The organism is Pseudomonas fluorescens, from assembly GCF_001648775.1.
In the GTDB taxonomy this organism is placed as follows: Bacteria; Pseudomonadota; Gammaproteobacteria; order Pseudomonadales; family Pseudomonadaceae; genus Aquipseudomonas; species Aquipseudomonas fluorescens_M.
In genome coordinates, this window is record NZ_LVEJ01000028.1 from 191,374 (window position 1) to 208,704 (window position 17,331).

General features: G+C 59.0%; 10 protein-coding genes. 6 read left to right on the forward strand and 4 right to left on the reverse strand.

All coding sequences use genetic code 11. The features are described from left to right. Window positions 1-4: 4 nt before the first annotated feature. Window positions 5-2,779 carry a DNA gyrase subunit A gene (gene gyrA / locus A8O26_RS24725; RefSeq protein ID WP_064120314.1) on the reverse strand — a complete coding sequence of 925 codons (2,775 nt, stop codon included), beginning with the start codon at window positions 2,777-2,779 and terminating at the stop codon, window positions 5-7. 423 nt (window positions 2,780-3,202) lie between these two features. Further along, a complete protein-coding gene (mtnA, locus tag A8O26_RS24730; RefSeq protein ID WP_064120315.1) occupies window positions 3,203-4,279 on the reverse strand; it encodes an S-methyl-5-thioribose-1-phosphate isomerase in 1,077 nt (358 codons plus the stop codon). Between the two features lie 108 nt (window positions 4,280-4,387). Here mtnA and A8O26_RS24735 point away from each other — a divergent pair, with 108 nt between their 5' ends. The 5 genes from A8O26_RS24735 (at window position 4,388) to A8O26_RS24755 (ending at window position 9,235) form a co-directional block, all read left to right on the forward strand. After that, on the forward strand, window positions 4,388-5,722 hold the full coding sequence (locus A8O26_RS24735) for a TRZ/ATZ family hydrolase (protein ID WP_064120316.1): 1,335 nt from the start codon (window positions 4,388-4,390) through the stop codon (window positions 5,720-5,722). Between the two features lie 56 nt (window positions 5,723-5,778). Further along, on the forward strand, window positions 5,779-6,477 hold the full coding sequence (ubiG, locus tag A8O26_RS24740; RefSeq protein WP_064120317.1) for a bifunctional 2-polyprenyl-6-hydroxyphenol methylase/3-demethylubiquinol 3-O-methyltransferase UbiG: 699 nt from the start codon (window positions 5,779-5,781) through the stop codon (window positions 6,475-6,477). A gap of 4 nt (window positions 6,478-6,481) precedes the next feature. Beyond that, on the forward strand, window positions 6,482-7,153 hold the full coding sequence (gene mupP / locus A8O26_RS24745; RefSeq protein ID WP_038364376.1) for an N-acetylmuramic acid 6-phosphate phosphatase MupP: 672 nt from the start codon (window positions 6,482-6,484) through the stop codon (window positions 7,151-7,153). A 53-nt stretch (window positions 7,154-7,206) separates the two neighbouring features. After that, a complete protein-coding gene (locus tag A8O26_RS24750; RefSeq protein WP_064120318.1) occupies window positions 7,207-7,947 on the forward strand; it encodes a YciK family oxidoreductase in 741 nt (246 codons plus the stop codon). Between the two features lie 361 nt (window positions 7,948-8,308). Continuing rightward, complete coding sequence (locus A8O26_RS24755; protein ID WP_064120319.1) at window positions 8,309-9,235, forward strand: GGDEF domain-containing protein; 927 nt, start codon at window positions 8,309-8,311, stop codon at window positions 9,233-9,235. A 137-nt stretch (window positions 9,236-9,372) separates the two neighbouring features. Here the strand turns inward: A8O26_RS24755 and A8O26_RS24760 are convergent, their stop codons facing one another. Beyond that, window positions 9,373-10,134 (reverse strand): TenA family transcriptional regulator, encoded by a 762-nt coding sequence (locus tag A8O26_RS24760; RefSeq protein ID WP_437339889.1) that lies wholly within the window; start codon window positions 10,132-10,134, stop codon window positions 9,373-9,375. 79 nt (window positions 10,135-10,213) lie between these two features. Continuing rightward, on the reverse strand, window positions 10,214-12,673 hold the full coding sequence (locus A8O26_RS24765; RefSeq protein ID WP_064120321.1) for an EAL domain-containing protein: 2,460 nt from the start codon (window positions 12,671-12,673) through the stop codon (window positions 10,214-10,216). A gap of 233 nt (window positions 12,674-12,906) precedes the next feature. Here A8O26_RS24765 and A8O26_RS24770 point away from each other — a divergent pair, with 233 nt between their 5' ends. Then, a complete protein-coding gene (locus tag A8O26_RS24770; protein WP_081265255.1) occupies window positions 12,907-17,331 on the forward strand; it encodes a hypothetical protein in 4,425 nt (1,474 codons plus the stop codon).

A 17,331-nucleotide genomic window follows, 5' to 3' on the forward strand; every position in this document is an offset into this window, starting at 1 on the left:
CCGCTTATTCTTGCGGTTCTTCGTCTGCTGCGGCGTCCAGTTGCTGGTCTTCGCCAGCATCGTCGCTCACGACGCTGCCTTCGAATTCCTCGCCCTCTTCACCTTCAAGCTCTTCACCTTCGACTTCCGAAGGCTCCTGAACCCGCTCCAGCCCGACCAGGGTTTCATCCTTGGCCAGCTTGATCAGCGTCACACCTTGAGTGTTACGACCCAGGCTCGACACTTCGTCGACACGGGTGCGCACCAGGGTGCCCTGATCGGAGATCAGCATGATCTCTTCACCGTCCTGCACCTGAACCGCGCCGACCAGACGGCCGTTACGCTCGTTGCTGACCATGGCGATAACGCCCTGACCGCCACGCTTGTACTCAGGGAACTCGGCGATCGCCGTGCGCTTGCCGTAACCGCGCGCGGAAGCGGTGAGGATTTCGCTGCCTTCTTCCGGAATCAGCATGGAGATCAGCTTCTGCCCTTCTGGCAGACGCATGCCACGCACACCACGGGCAGTACGGCCCATGGCGCGAACTTCGGACTCCTTGAAGCGCGTCACTTTGCCGCCGTCGGAGAACAGCATGATTTCCTGCTCGCCGTCGGTGACAGCAGCGGAGATCAGGATGTCGCCTTCGTCCAGCTCCAGCGCAATCAGACCGACGCTGCGCTGACGACTGAAAGCCACCAGCGGGGTCTTCTTCACGGTACCGTTGGCGGTCGACATGAAGATGAACGGCGCCTTCTTGCGGTCGGCAGCCTTGATACGGGCACGACGCTCTTCGTCGGTCTCGTTGCTGTTTTCGATGTCTTCTACATCAGCCTCGACGCCTTCGGCTTCTTCTTCATCAGCCTGACGCTTCATGGCTTCGAGATCGACCGGCAGCATGGTGGTGATGTATTCACCCTCGCTCAACGGCAAGAGGTTGACCAGCGGACGACCACGGGCGGCGCGGGACGCTTCCGGAATCTCGTAGGTCTTGAGCCAGTACACCTTGCCCTTGCTGGAGAACAGCAGCAGCGTGGTGTGGCTGTTGGCAACCAGCAGGTGAGCGATGTAGTCCTCATCCTTGACGCCGGTCGCCGATTTGCCTTTGCCGCCACGACGCTGAGCCTGGTACGCAGCCAGCGGCTGGGTCTTGGCGTAGCCACCGTGGGAGATGGTCACGACGCGCTCTTCTTCCGGGATCATGTCACCCAGGGTCAGGTCGAGACGGGCATCGAGAATCTCGGTGCGACGCTGGTCGCCGTATTCGGCGCGGATCACTTCCAGCTCTTCGCGGATCACTTCCATCAGGCGCACGGCGCTGTTGAGGATGCGGATCAGCTCGCCGATCTGGTTGAGGATCTCTTGATACTCGGCCAGCAGTTTTTCGTGTTCCAGACCGGTCAGACGGTGCAGACGCAGTTCCAGAATGGCTTGCGCCTGTTCTGGCGAGAGGAAGTATTTGCCTTCGCGCAGACCGTATTGCGGATCAAGGGTTTCCGGACGGCATGAATCAGCACCGGCACGTTCAACCATCGCCACCACGGCCGAGGATTCCCACGGCGTGCTGATCAGCGCTTCTTTAGCTTCCGACGGCGTCGGCGAAGCCTTGATCAGGGCGATCACCGGGTCGATGTTCGACAGGGCAACGGCCTGGCCTTCGAGGATGTGACCACGCTCACGCGCCTTGCGCAGTTCGAACACGGTACGACGGGTAACCACTTCGCGACGGTGACGGACGAAGGCTTCCAGCAGATCCTTGAGGTTAAGGATGCGTGGGCGGCCGTCGATCAGCGCAACGATGTTGATGCCGAATACCGATTGCAGCTGGGTCTGCGCGTAGAGGTTGTTGAGGATGACCTCAGGCACTTCGCCGCGACGCAATTCGATCACGACGCGCATACCGTCCTTGTCGGACTCGTCGCGCAGCTCGGTGATGCCTTCGAGCTTCTTCTCTTTGACCAGCTCGGCGATCTTCTCGATCAGACGCGCCTTGTTCAACTGGTACGGCAGTTCGGTGATGACGATCTGCTGACGGCCACCGACCTTGTCGATGTCTTCAATGATCGAGCGGGCGCGCATATAAATGCGCCCGCGACCGGTGCGATAGGCTTCGATGATGCCGGCGCGACCGTTGATGATCGCCGCGGTCGGGAAGTCCGGACCGGGGATGTACTGCATCAGCTCGTCGACGGTCAGCTCAGGGTTGTCGATGAGCGCCAGGCAACCGTCGATGACTTCACCGAGGTTGTGCGGCGGAATGTTGGTCGCCATGCCCACGGCGATACCGCTGGAGCCGTTGACCAGCAGATTGGGGATACGGGTCGGCATGACCGCCGGGATCATTTCGGTGCCGTCGTAGTTCGGCACCCAGTCCACGGTTTCTTTGTGCAGGTCAGCCAGCAGCTCGTGCGCCAGCTTGGTCATGCGCACTTCGGTGTATCGCATGGCCGCAGCGTTGTCGCCGTCGACCGAACCGAAGTTGCCCTGACCGTCGACCAGCAGGTAGCGCAGGGAGAACGGCTGAGCCATACGAACGATGGTGTCGTACACCGCAGTATCACCGTGCGGGTGATACTTACCGATCACGTCGCCGACAACACGGGCAGATTTCTTGTACGGCTTGTTGAAGTCGTTGCCCAGCTCGCTCATCGCGAACAGTACGCGACGGTGCACGGGCTTGAGGCCATCGCGCGCATCCGGCAGTGCACGGCCGACGATCACGCTCATCGCGTAGTCGAGGTAGGACTGTTTCAGCTCGTCTTCGATATTGACCGGGAGGATTTCTTTGGCCAGTTCGCCCATGAGAAGCCTGATTCCTTTTTCTGGTGAAACTTCGTCATATCCATGTGGGAGCAACGAAGCTCGTCGGGGCAGGCCGAGTGCCATGCGCCGACTTACGACAAATCAACACTGGATCGCGGATTTGCGCAGTAAAGACAGCTCCGTGGAGCTGCCTCGGAAAACGCCGGATGTTATCACAAAGGCCGCCACGCACCTATCCCCCAGATGCGCATGGAGCATAGTTAGTTGACCGGTGACAGGCTTAACGGGGACGAGAGAAGCTCAGAGCTTCTTTGAACGTAGAATTGAGGGCGGATTTGCGGATGTTTATTGACTTTTAAGGCCCCTTCGCGAGCAGGCTCGCTCCCACATTGTTTTGTGGTGCTCACAAAACCTGTGGGAGCCAGCCTGCTCGCGAAGAGGACAACGCAGACATCAAGCCAATCAATGCAGGCGTTTGCGGCACATCAACTGGGCCATTTTCGCGGTGTCCGGGCGTTCGACGATGCCTTTCTCGGTGACGATCGCATCGATCAGGTCCGCCGGAGTCACGTCAAACACCGGGTTGAACGCTTCAACGTCGGCACCGACACGCTTGCCGCCGACTTCGAGCAATTCGGCACCGTCACGCTCCTCGATCGGGATGTCATCGCCGCTGGCCAGATTCATGTCGATGGTCGAGCTCGGCGCCACCACCATGAAACGCACGCCGTGGTGCATGGCGTTGACCGCCAGTTGATAGGTGCCGATCTTGTTCGCCACGTCGCCGTTGGCCGTAATGCGGTCAGCGCCGACAATCACCCAGGTCACGCCTTTGGTTTTCATGATGTGCGCCGCGGCGGAGTCGGCATTCAAGGTCACCGGAATGCCTTCATTGGCCAGCTCCCACGCAGTCAGACGCGAGCCTTGCAGCCACGGACGGGTTTCGTCGGCGTAAACGCGCTCGACCATGCCTTCAAGAAAAGCTGCGCGAATCACCCCCAGTGCCGTGCCGAAACCGCCGGTGGCGAGTGCACCGGTGTTGCAGTGAGTCAGAATCGCCTGGGCATTGCCCTGATGTTTGCGGATCAGATCGACGCCGAGCTGCGCCATGGTCAGGTTGGCTTCACGGTCGCTTTCATGAATGGCGATGGCTTCGGCTTCCAGCGCCGCCAGCGGATCGGCGTTCTCCTTCAAACGATCCAGACGATCGTGCATACGACCGAGCGCCCAGAACAGGTTGACGGCGGTCGGACGAGAATCGGCCAGCAGGGCGAAATCCTCTTCCAGCGCCGCGTACCAATCACCACCTTCGGCGATCCGCGCACGGGCCGCGAGGACGATGCCATACGCGGCACTGATGCCAATGGCCGGCGCGCCACGCACCACCATCGTGCGAATCGCCTCAGCCACGCCGGCGGCGCTGGTGTAGGCGATCCAGGTTTCCTCGAACGGCAAAATACGCTGATCCAGCAGGTGGAGCGCGCCATCTCGCCAATCGATGGCCTTCACTTTCTCCGCAGCCAACAGTCGATCGCGCATCCCTCACCCCGCACTCATGAACAAAAGCCGCCGATTATAGCGATCCCCCCGCGAAGACGCTCGGGTATACTTCGCCATCCTTTACAAAAGCACTGGAACCGACCCTCGATGCCGAAACCTGCCATTGCGCTCGACTTATTATTGCTGCCGACCTGGCTGGTACCCGTCGAACCGGCAGGCGTTGTGCTCAAGGAGCACGGCCTGGGCATCCGCGACGGTCGCATCGTGTTTATCGGCCCCCGCGCCGAAGCGTTGAAGTGTAACGCCACTGAAGTGCGCGAATTGCCGGATGTGTTGCTCGCTCCGGGCCTGATCAATGCGCACGGCCACGCGGCGATGACGCTGTTCCGTGGCCTGGCCGACGATCTGCCGTTGATGACCTGGCTGGAAAATCACATCTGGCCGGCCGAAGCCAAATGGGTCGATGAAGACTTCGTCCGTGATGGCACCGATCTGGCCATCGCCGAGCAGATCAAGGGCGGCATCACTTGCTTCTCGGACATGTATTTCTTTCCGAAAGTCGCCAGCGAGCGCGTGCACAACAGTGGTATTCGCGCGCAGATCGCCATTCCGATCCTCGATTTCCCGATTCCGGGCGCCAGCAGTGCCGACGAGGCCATTCGTCAGGGCGTCGAGTTGTTCGGCGACTTGAAGCATCACGAACGGATCAAGATCACCTTCGGCCCTCATGCACCGTACACCGTTGGCGATGAGAACCTGGAAAAAATCCGCGTGATTGCCGAGGAGCTCGACGCCTCGATCCACATGCACGTCCACGAAACCGCTTTTGAGGTCCAGCAAGCGCTGGAGCAGCGTGGCGAACGCCCGCTCGCCCGCCTCGGCCGCCTGGGCTTGCTCGGTCCGCGTTTCCAGGCCGTGCACATGACCCAGATCAGCGATGACGACCTGGCGTTGCTGGTAGAAAGCAACACCAGCGTGATCCACTGCCCGGAGTCGAACCTGAAGCTGGCCAGCGGTTTCTGCCCGGTCGAGCGGTTGTGGCAGGCTGGCGTCAATGTCGCGATCGGCACCGATGGCGCGGCGAGCAATAACGATCTCGACCTGCTCGGCGAAACCCGCACCGCCGCGCTGCTGGCCAAAGCCGTCGCCGGTTCGGCCACCGCGCTCGATGCCCACCGAGCACTGCGCATGGCCACGCTGAATGGTGCGCGGGCACTGGGCATCGAAGCACAAGTCGGCTCGCTGGAGATCGGCAAAGCCGCGGACATCGTCGCCTTCGACCTGTCCGGTCTGGCGCAGCAACCGGTGTATGACCCGGTTTCGCAGCTTATATATGCCACCGGTCGCGATTGCGTGAAACACCTGTGGGTTGCCGGCAAACAACTGCTCGATGACCGCCGCCTGACCCGACTCGACGAAGAACAGCTGGGCGCCACCGCCCGGGCCTGGGGCCGGCGCATCAGCGGCCACACCGAATCGTAAACACCGCGGAGCACAATCCGCGGCTACAGCCTTTTTCAAGTTTCAGAGGATTTAACATGAGCAACGTCGACCACGCTGAAATCGCCAAATTCGAAGCCCTGGCCCATCGCTGGTGGGACCGTGAAAGCGAATTCAAACCGCTGCACGACATCAACCCGCTGCGGGTCAACTGGATTGACGAGCGGGTCAACCTGGCCGGCAAGAAAGTCCTCGACGTCGGTTGCGGCGGCGGCATCCTCAGCGAAGCCATGGCCCAGCGTGGCGCCACTGTGATGGGCATCGACATGGGCGAAGCGCCGCTGGCGGTCGCGCAATTGCATCAACTGGAGTCCGGCGTCAACGTCGAATACCGCCAGATCACTGCCGAAGACCTCGCTGAAGAAATGCCTGAGCAGTTCGACGTAGTGACCTGCCTCGAGATGCTCGAACACGTGCCTGATCCATCGTCGGTGATCCGCGCCTGTTTCCGCATGGTCAAACCGGGCGGTCAAGTGTTCTTCTCGACCATCAACCGCAACCCGAAGGCCTACCTGTTCGCCATCGTCGGCGCGGAATACATCATGAAGTTACTGCCGCGCGGCACCCACGACTTCAAGAAATTCATCCGCCCGTCCGAGCTCGGTGCCTGGAGCCGCATGGCTGGCCTGACCGTCAAGGACATCATCGGCCTGACTTACAACCCGCTGACCAAGCACTACAAGCTGGCCAATGACGTTGACGTCAATTACATGATCCAGACCCTGCGCGAGGAATAAGCCGATGGCCATCAGAGCAGTTCTCTTCGATATGGACGGCACCCTGCTCGACACGGCGCCGGACTTCATCGCCATCTGCCAGGCGATGCGCGCCGATCGTGGCCTGCCGCCGATCAACGACAAACACATTCGCGACGAGATTTCCGGCGGCGCCAAAGCCATGGTCGCGGTGACGTTTTCGATGGACCCGGAATCGCCGGGCTTCGAGGAACTGCGTCTGGAGTTCCTGGAGCGCTATCTGGTTGGCTGCGCGGTGCACAGCAAGCTGTTCGACGGCATGGGCGAACTGCTCGCCGATATCGAGAAGGCCAATCTGATCTGGGGCGTGGTCACCAACAAACCACTGCGTTTTGCCGAGCCGATCATGCAGCAACTGGGGCTGGCCGAGCGTTCGGCGCTGCTGATCTGCCCGGATCATGTGAAAAACAGCAAGCCGGATCCGGAACCGTTGATCCTTGCGTGCAAGATGCTTGATCTGGATCCGTCGACGGTGCTGTTTGTCGGCGATGATCTGCGCGATATCGAATCGGGGCGCGATGCCGGTACGAAAACCGCTGCGGTGACGTTTGGCTATATCCACCCGGACGATAATCCGCGGCATTGGGGCGCGGACGTGGTGGTGGATCATCCGTCGGAATTGCGCAAGGTACTCGATAGCGCGCTTTGCAGCTGCTGATCTGACTCGACTCAGGGTGAAGCAGGTCTTCATGAATGGATTGTGAGGTTTTTATGTTTGATTATTCAGCTCGGCCCGAATTGCTCAAGGATCGGGTCATTCTGGTCACCGGCGCCGGTCGTGGCATCGGTGCGGCGGCGGCGAAAACCTACGCCGCCCATGGCGCTACCGTGCTGCTGCTGGGCAAGACCGAAGCCAACCTGACTCAGGTCTATGACGAGATCGAGGCGGCTGGCCACCCACAACCGGCGGTGATTCCGTTCAACCTCGAAACCGCCCTGCCCCATCAATACGATGAGCTTGCCGCAATGATCGAGACCGAGTTTGGCCACCTCGACGGCTTGTTGCACAACGCCTCGATCATTGGTCCGCGCACGCCGATCGAGCAATTGTCCGGCGAGAACTTCATGCGCGTCATGCAGGTCAACGTCAACGCGATGTTCATGCTGACCAGCACATTGCTGCCCCTGCTCAAACTGTCGCAAGACGCTTCGGTGGTGTTCACCTCCAGCAGCGTCGGCCGTAAGGGTCGCGCTTACTGGGGCGCTTATGGCGTGTCGAAGTTCGCCACCGAAGGCCTGATGCAAACCCTGGCCGATGAAGTCGACGGCGTCGCGCCAGTGCGCTCCAACAGCATCAACCCGGGCGGCACGCGGACCAGCATGCGTGCTCAGGCTTACCCGGGCGAAAACCCGCTGAACAACCCGACGCCCGAGGAGATCATGCCGGTCTACCTCTACCTGATGGGCCCGGACAGCAACGGCATCAATGGTCAGGCATTCAACGCGCAATAACTGCCATACGTCGCTTTTGTTGCCGCGGCAGATTCCTGTCGCGGCATACATTTGCCGCTGGTGACTGTCACATTTCAGTCAATTTTCCAGCACGCCTTTTCCCCTCCATCAGTCAAACCATTGATTCCAAACGGTTTAAATAAAACCGAACCGAATGGCACGACTTTCGCTCTAATTTTCCTCAATGCAAGCCACGTGATGGCAATGGGGCGAGGCCGATTTCGATAGCTGACTAATCGTCATCAGGCAGACTAAACTTACGCCAAATGTCCTACGGGACTGATGGATCAGTATGACGCGCAGCCCATAGCCGCTCTCACCCAGCCTGTAAGACAGACTTACTGCTAAGGGTTCACGCCACATGAAATCACCCTCCCAGACCAATGCAATTGACTTTGACAGTGCCAAATTGCAACGCCTGGGCTTTGGTCAAGTGCCTCCCCTGCTGGAGCGACCGACCAGTCTGGCGCAACTGCGCCAGCAAATGAGCCTGCAACTGCAAACCAGTCTTGAGCCACAACGCATCCTTGGCCTGTTTTTCCGCGAAGTTCAGCGTCTGGTGCCGCTGGATGCCTTGAGCTATGTGCATCAGGGCAGCGACTTGCGCCTGGAATTCGGCACCCGCGGTCATCACTCGATCAGCTATAGCCTCAGCCACGAAGGCGAGCACATGGGCGAATTGGCGTTCCGCCGCAATCAGCGTTTCAGCGACAAGGAACAAGGCCAGCTGGAATCGTTGCTGTCATCCTTGCTGTACCCGATGCGCAATGCCCTGCTCTATCGCGAAGCCACTCAAAGCGCTTTGCGCGATCCGCTGACCGGCGCCGGCAATCGCATTGCCATGGAGCAGACCCTGCAGCGCGAGATCGAGATGTCCCGTCGCCATCAACAGCCGTTATCGCTGCTGATGCTCGACATCGACCATTTCAAGCGGGTCAATGACAGCCATGGACACAGCGCCGGTGACGACGTACTCAAAGCGATCGCCGCCACCATCAAGGCACAACTGCGCAACGTCGACATGGTGTTTCGTTATGGCGGGGAAGAGTTTTTGATTCTGCTGTCCAACACCAGCCGCGAAGCGGCAGCGATGGTCGGCGAGCGGCTGCGCTACGCGGCGCAGGCTGCCGAGTATTACGCCGATGGCCAATTGATCGAGCTGACGGTCAGCCTGGGATGTTCGACCTTGCTGCCGGGCGAGTCGGCGGAGAGTCTGTTGCGGCGTGCCGACAGTGCGCTGTACGTGGCCAAGCGCGAAGGCCGAAACCGCTTGGCGATGGCGGGCTAAAGCTTTTCAAACCAGCGAAAAACAGTGTGGGAGCGAGCCTGCTCGCGAATGCGATCTGACATTCAACCATGAGTTGACTGAGATACCGCTTTCGCGAGCAGGCTCGCTCCCACATTGGTTATGCGTGACGCCGATAATCAGCTCTCGACGACCGCCCTGCGCTCGCGGCTCACCAGCAAGCGCTCCGAGGTTTCCAGTTGCATGCAGCGCTCGAGGAACAGGTACATATAGTCGTAGCTCTTGCACACCGCCTGACGCAGTTCGGCTTGCAATGCCTTGCTCGGGTTCAGCCCCGCCAGCGTGCAGATGATTTCCAGCGCTTCCCACGGGTGGGCATCGTCGTACTGCGCGTGCATTTTCAGCCACTTCATCGCACGCTTGCGGTCTTCCTCAGGAAATGCCGCGGCGTACACGCCAGTGGAGCAGACCACCGCCGACCACTCCCCGGTCGCGCCTTCGATGGCGTAGTTGGTGGCGGCAATCGCCACGATCAGCGAATCGGCAGAACTGGTGTGCCAGCACCAATGACTCAAGGCATGCAGTTCCGGCGGCACTTGCTGGGCCTGGAGATCTTCCAGACTGACACCGTGCGCGCGACTCCAGTGCACCCAGTAATCGGCGTGATTGAGTTCGACGCGAATGTTGCGCATCAGCCAGCGCCGCGCCATGTCTTCGCCCGGGTGACGGGCAAACTTGGTTTTAGTCAGGTTCTGCGCCATGTACAACGCAAACTGCTCGACCACCGGCCAGCCGCCGATCAAGTACTGGCGCATGGTTCGGGCGCTGAGCTTGTTATCGCGCATGCGCAGGTAAAGTTCATGTTCGACAACCCGGCGCTTGCTCTCGCTGCAATCCAGAATCAGCTGTTGTGCCCAGCCAGGATAACTTGCAGCTTCCATGAGGGGTCCGGTTCGGTTGAATGTGTCGATCACTGTTCGGCTCCTTTTGATTTGTGATTGTAAGGATCGGCAAGAGACTTCAACGGAACGTGCCAGGCGCTTTGAATAACAGCGGCTGCGGTCTGGCGGGCCGACTTTGCAAACTGTCACAGGTAAACAACTGCGGGCGTTCTATGACATAACCCTGAGCGTAATCTACGCCAATTTCAAGCAGTGCCTGCTCGATCTGGGTTGTTTCAACAAACTCGGCAATTGTCTGCTTACCCATGACATGCCCGATGTGATTGATCACTTCGACCATTGCGCGGTTAATCGGGTCGTCCAGCATATCCTTTACGAAACTCCCGTCGATCTTCAGGAAGTCTACAGGTAAATGTTTCAGATAAGCGAATGAAGACATTCCGGCGCAAAAGTCATCTAACGAGAAGTAGCAACCTAAGCCTTTGAGTTCATTAATAAATCTTATTGCGCTGCCCAAATTTGAAATAGCACTGGTTTCTGTAATTTCAAAACAAATCATTTCAGGCGGTATGGCGTAGTTAACAAACTGTTCGCGCAGGAAGTGCAAAAACGCGTCATCTCCTATAGTAATTCCTGACAGATTAATCGCACACATCGCTAAAGGACCTTGATGTTCTTGTGCAATACATTGAGCAATAACCTTAAATACGTTTTGCACTACCCAACGATCCAGTTGACTCATCAAACCATATCGCTCGGCGGCCGGAATGAAACTGTCCGGCAAAATCATCCGCCCTGCTTCATCGTGCAGGCGCAGCAGAATTTCAATGTGGCCACCCTTGCCGTCGCTGTGTTTCAGCGGGGCGATTTCCTGGGCGTACAGGCAAAAACGATTCTCCTCCAGCGCCATGTGCAAACGTTGCACCCACGCCATTTCACCAAAGCGCAGGGACAGCTCGGAATCATCGGCGTGATAGACCTGCACGCGGTTGCGGCCCTTTTCCTTGGCCATGTAACAGGCCATATCCGCAGCACGCAGCGACGCTTCGAGCGTGGTCGGGGTCTGCGCGATATGCACCAGGCCAATACTCACCGTGGTCAAAAATGGCCGCCCCTTCCAGACAAAGTGCAGGTTCTGCACGGTCTGGCGCAGCGCCTCGGCGATTTTCTCGGCGGCCTCCGGCGCGCAGTTCTCCAGCAGGATGCCAAATTCATCGCCGCCCAGCCGCGCCAGCGTGTCGCCCTCGCGCAGGCCCGATTGCAGCAGCGTGCAAATGTGCCGCAACAGCTCATCGCCGGCGGCATGGCCGCAGGTGTCGTTGACCAGTTTGAACTGATCCAGATCGAGGAACATCAGCGCGTGCCGGCCAGGCTGACGGGTGAGGTTGTGCAGGGCCTGTTCCAGGCGGTATTCAAACTCGCGACGATTGGCCAGCCCGGTCAAGGCATCGTGGGTGGCCTGCCACGACAGGTTGGCGATGTATTGCCGCTCCTGCGTCATGTCGTGCAACACCAGCACGGTGCCACTGACCTTGCCGGCATTACGGATCGGCGCACCAACCAGCGTCACCGAAACGGTGCTGCCATCCAGGCGCTGGATCAGTTTGGAGTGTTCGCTGCCGCCACTGAGCTTGCCGCTGAGGATGTGTTCGATCAGGGTCAGGCCTTCGGCCTGGGCATTGTCGTCGAGCAAGTTGAACAGCGCCGCCAGCGGCAGGCCGGCCGCCTGCTCGGCCTTCCAGTGGGTCATGGCTTCGGCGGCGGGGTTCATGTAATCGATCGCGCCGGCGACGTCCGTGGTGATCACCCCGTCGCCAATCGATTGCAAAGTGATGTGTGCCCGATCCTTCTCCAGTTGCAACGCTTCGGCAAACGCATGGCGCTGCTTGAGCAGTTTGTGCGTGCGTAGCAGCGCCAACACGATCAGCCCTAGCGCCGTGGCAATGTTGGTGAGCAGCAACAGCCGCAGAATCATCCGCGAACCTTCACCCAGCGCATCGCTGAATGCTTTGGCCGCCGGCGTCACACTTTCGTTGATGGCGAGGATCTGAGCTTTCCAGCGCTGGATATCCGCCGAGCTGGCCTGATTGTCCGAGATGCGCTGCTGCATCTCCCGGGCGACGTCATCGAGTTGCACCAGATAAGCGTCACCGACTGTCCAGCGGTCGATGGCGGTTTCCAGGTAACTGAAATGACGAAAATTCAGATAGAGCCAGATCAGGCTGGAGACGTCGTCCGGGTGGTTGCCACCCTTGAGAATGCCTTCACGCGCTGCCGCCAGATCCGGTGGCTGGCGGTCCAGCGCCAGCCGCAACTGATGGCCGCCCTGAGGCACGGCAATCGCGTTCTGGTATTTGAGAAAAATCGCCTCGTCGCGGCTGTCGGCATACAAATTGAGGTAGTAGATCGCGTCTTTCTGGCCCTTGGACCACAGGCTTTCGCCAGCGACATAACCGCGAACGGCCGAAAGCACGTAAAGACTGACGCCGCCCAGCAGCGCCTGAAACAACACGACGGCAATGAATGGCCAGACGATGCCTAACAACCGTGGCGTGCCGAGAGTCCGCTTTTGCTTCATGAGAGTCCTTGCATGAGCACTGCCCGCTCGTCGTGCGGACGAAATCGCTTCAACGAGACTAGGTTGGCTTCCTTGTCTAGGCAAGCGGCGCCTGCGTCAACCTTTGTTCAGCCAGCCATACATATGTACCACCGCCCAACCTTTTGGAAACGATTTACTGCGGTCATCTCCTCGGTCTCCGCCCGCCGGGCGAAACCGCACGGACCCCATGATCACCAAAAGGACCACGCATCATGCAAACCCCGTCTGCCTCCACCGACGAATCCGATCCCGCCGCCACCGCTGCCATTCGACATCAGGCGCTGCTGGAGGAGTACAGCAGGTTGCTGGCGAAACTGCGAAGTATCCCTGCCGTCGCCTCGGCCCTGACCGACACCTTGATCCGACCACAGCCGTTCGCCCCTCTGGTCCTGGCGGCCGGCAAACAACCTACTGCACCTGACAAGCCTGGGCTGCTGCACCCGGATGGACAGTGCAGCCTCGCCAGTATGGCGTTGTACTACGGCATGCCGCCCTGGGACCCTGCCGACCCGGCGCAACATCACGCGGCACTGCACGCGCTGGATGAAAAACGCGCCCGGCATGCACTGCAACTGGAAAGCGGCGTCGACATCGACCTGCTGAACGGCACAACGACCGCTGCCGAACGCAAGTCACTGCGTGACCAAAAACGCTTGCCCTCGGCAGAATCGGCGTCCTTCGCCACCGGACTCGAACGCCTGACGGCCGCGAAAATAAAACAGGCCGTGCGCGACTTCCTCCCGGCAACTGAAACGTCGTTGCTCAGCCATCTTGCGAAAACACTGCCGGCAGAAACCACGCTGGCGAACATTCGCCAGACACCCACGGTGTACTTGGAAAAAATCCTCCAATCGAGCGAGGCCAGCCGCCTCGCCCAGGCATTACTGGTAGCGCTGGACTGGTTCGGCAAAGCGGCGGAAGAACAGGCCTCGCCGCTGGTACGCAACAAACTCCTGAGCCGTGCCATCCGTGTCTGGGGGCAGCGCGCTGCCGACGCCGCGCAGGCTATCGCTGGCTATGCGTGGCAACAGCCCTGCCACTACGGCAAAAGTTATCAGACGATCTGGCGTGAATTCGAGGACCACCTGTTGCAAAGCAACCGGGCCGCAACGGCGTCCGAAGCGGTCTTGCTGGCCAGTGTGTACCGCTGTGAATTTCCCAACGACTTCCACCGCGCCGATATCCCGGCCGACCTGCCCTACAAAAGCTCCGTCATCTGGGTGAATTTCGTCCACGGGCTCAATCTGGCCGAAGTGATCGAGCCTGAGCGCGTGGCCCACATGACCTTTCAGCAACTGGTGGATTTTCCGCTGGAAGAGTCCACCGTCGCCAGCGAACAGGAACTGGCCCTGATCGCCTGGTGCCGAATACCTCCGGCGGTGGATTGGGCTGTCGCCACTGGCGTCTTGCCGCCGCACACCGACACTCAGTACAGCGATGAGCAGCAAGAGCAAGCGCTGCAAGCACTTGATACGCACATCAACAAATTGACCGAAGCCCTTAAGCAAATGGATGTCGACAGCCCGAAAAGAGCGGATATCGCCGATCGGGAAATCAGCAAGGTTTTCGGCTATCTGTATTTCAGCAGAGACAGCCGAAAGCTGGCCAGGTACGTCGAACCAGCTTCAGGAGGCGGCTTCAGACAGGTTCCAGATGTGCGGCAACACAGGGTCAGTCTCCAGGAGGTGTATATGTGGAAGGGCCACAAGGGCCGAACCTGGAGTATCAGTCGCCCCAACAGCGAAACACTGACCACTGGCACATTGCGCATTAACGCCGACGGTTCGTTGCACACGACGGCCAGCTGGCTTGCGCCAATGCTGCTTACGAAGACCCTGCCCGACGTCAATGACCTGTTCCAGACCGAATACACCCGCTATCTCACCGCCACCAAAGCCGCCTATCAAACCCTGCTCGGCGAAATGTTCCTCCGCCTCCCGCATGATGCCCGGCAAGCCATCGAATATGGTCAGACGCGCCTCTACACCTTGCGCGATTCAACCACCGGGCTGGAGTCGGGTCAGGAGAAGCCCAGCCTGACCCTGCCGCTACGCCTGCGCATGGGTTTTATCCTGAGGCTGGACTACCGCGGCAAAACCTCATGGTACGAGTGCCTGCCGCGCGCCGGGATCATCCGCGAGCGCAATGACATGACCACCGCGTTGCTCGACGGTCGTATCACCAGCGAGAACTGGCGCACCGGGCGTGGCTCGGTCAACGTCGACGTGCGGCGCGGGACGTCGGTGCCGTTTGATCGCGATGCTCATGAAAAAGGTGATGTCCCCAAGAAAGACGCCTCCTGTATCGCCATCATCGAACAACTGGGTGAAACGTTTACAGGGGCGCCAGCGGCCGATGCGCCTGCGCTGATTTCCTCAGCCGGCAGCTCAAAGCTGGCCACATACATCGCCCAGTCGTTCTTTTATTACAACGAGGCCATGCTCTACGCCCACGCCCGGCAACAGACCGAGCTCGAAAAGCGCGAGGACGGCCCTTCGCTGTTTGAAAAGCTTCTTAAATTCTTGCCCTTTTTCGGCAACCTCGACGATCTGGACTCGGACAATCCCAATAAACGGCATGCGGCGATATTTGGCATCGTGACCGATATTCTGTCGTTTGGCATGCCGGTCGGAAAATTCGTTTCAGGCACGGTCAAGCTGGCCTCGACTGCGCTGCGCCTGGGCTACAAACAGGTCCTGCCGCGTTTCTCGAACCTGTCCGCGAAACTGCTGTTGGCATCAGCGAAAGAGTTCATCCCGTTCAATGGTCTACCGCAGCTGACGAAGGGCGTGCTCGTTGGGCTTTATGCCCTGAACAAAAGCCTGTTGAAGCTGGCGATCAAAAAAATCGAGAAACTGGCCGCAAGAACCGGCACTTACGACATCATCAATGGCTTGCCACAAATTACCCAACCGGGACGCTACAAAACCCTTGGCGGTTTCAATGAACTGGGGTCTTCCAGAGGTGTGGACGACATACCGATTCGCCGAGCCGCTGGTGCACCGCAGCGCGATTATCGAATGGTCGACCCGCTCACCAACAAACCGTACGGCCCGTCGCTGAATGACAAGAACTACAGGTTTTCAATCGGCAGCTCCGCTTACCGATCGGTTGCAGTCACCGATCAGCACGTCACCGTAAAGATCTCCGAACAGACCAGCGTCAGTGAAGTGCTTGAAGTCGATGGCCGTACGACGATGTTTATCGATGATGTCGCCTATCAACTCGACGCAAACACCTTGCGCCGCGCCACTCACATCGATACTTCGGAAAGGTTCATCGCCGTACCGTGCCGGGTAAAGCGCGCACCAGGGCAATCCTGCGAAACCCGTTTGGTCACCCGCGATCCAGCTCCGACGCCCGCTGTCGGCAGCTATGACGAAAGCAAAGGTTGGGCGACATGGTTCGGCGACAGTCTCTATACACGTCCTAAAGGCCATGCGCCGATGAGCGCCAATGCGTTTGACTCAATCAGCAGGCTCAACGGCCTGATGGTGTTTCGCAAGGGCTTGTATGGGCGCCTGCAAATCAATGTGTTTCAACAGCAGGACTTCCACCTGTTTGAAGTCGGCGCAGTCATTGTCGAAGCCATCGACGGATCGAAGCACTATGTATTTACACGCCTTAACGCCGATGATTTCTATGTGGCCAATCTTCTACCCGGAAAGAGCCTGCAGGATAATCTGGTGTTTCTCAAAGCCTCGACACTGTCGGACGTTGAGCGTCGCGAATTGATCACGGTCTACACCGGTTCGCTCAACGCCAACAACATGGCAAGGATCTACGGCATTGAAGCCGTGGAGCGAGCGATGCAAACCATGGAGCAGATCGCCATACCGATTGGCGGCCATGCCATCCCGCCCAATACGCTCACCAAGCTGAAAGTCGATACCAGTCCGGGCGAAGCGGTGTTGTTCGATCACTCCACACGCATGATTGTCAGCCGGCGCGCCAAGGGGGTGACCTCATGGTCTCGCAGTCAAAACGCCCCGGCGGATTTTCGTCAGAGAGCGGCGGATATCTTCGATACCCTGCGCGCTGGCAAACCCATCCCCAAGGATTTGCGGCACTTCTACCCGGTGTTCGAAAGGATTTTGCACAGCGACCTGGTCACCGATCAAGTCATCGCCAGAGTGCAAAACCTGCTTCCCCCTAGCCAATACACTGGGAAAGCCAGAAACATCGCCTATGCCGACATCGTCAAAGCCGACGGCGAGCGTGAAGTGTATGTCAGTGTTTCCGGCAAGTACGACATGACTTCAGAGCTGCCGTTATTCAGCCCTCCGTTTGCCAACGAAAGCGTCAAGGTCGGAAAAAACACCACATACTTCAACGTAGATGCCGGCCGGAGATTCCCCGAGACGTCGCTGAATGTCTCGGGAGACGGCAGGTTGTTAGCCATTCCCCATACGATAAAGAATATCGAAAACTATAAACCGACAATGACGACTCGCCCGACATCACTGGACAGCGAGGCCAAGCTGATCAAAGTGCTGCGGGAAAAATACCCGGACCCGGCGACGATCACCTCCATCGAGGTGGTCACCACATTGCCGCCCTGCACCAGCTGTTCGGTGGTGGTCAAAGAGTTTGGCTTCAACGGATCGGCGGATGGCCTGAAGGTCATGTGGGAATGA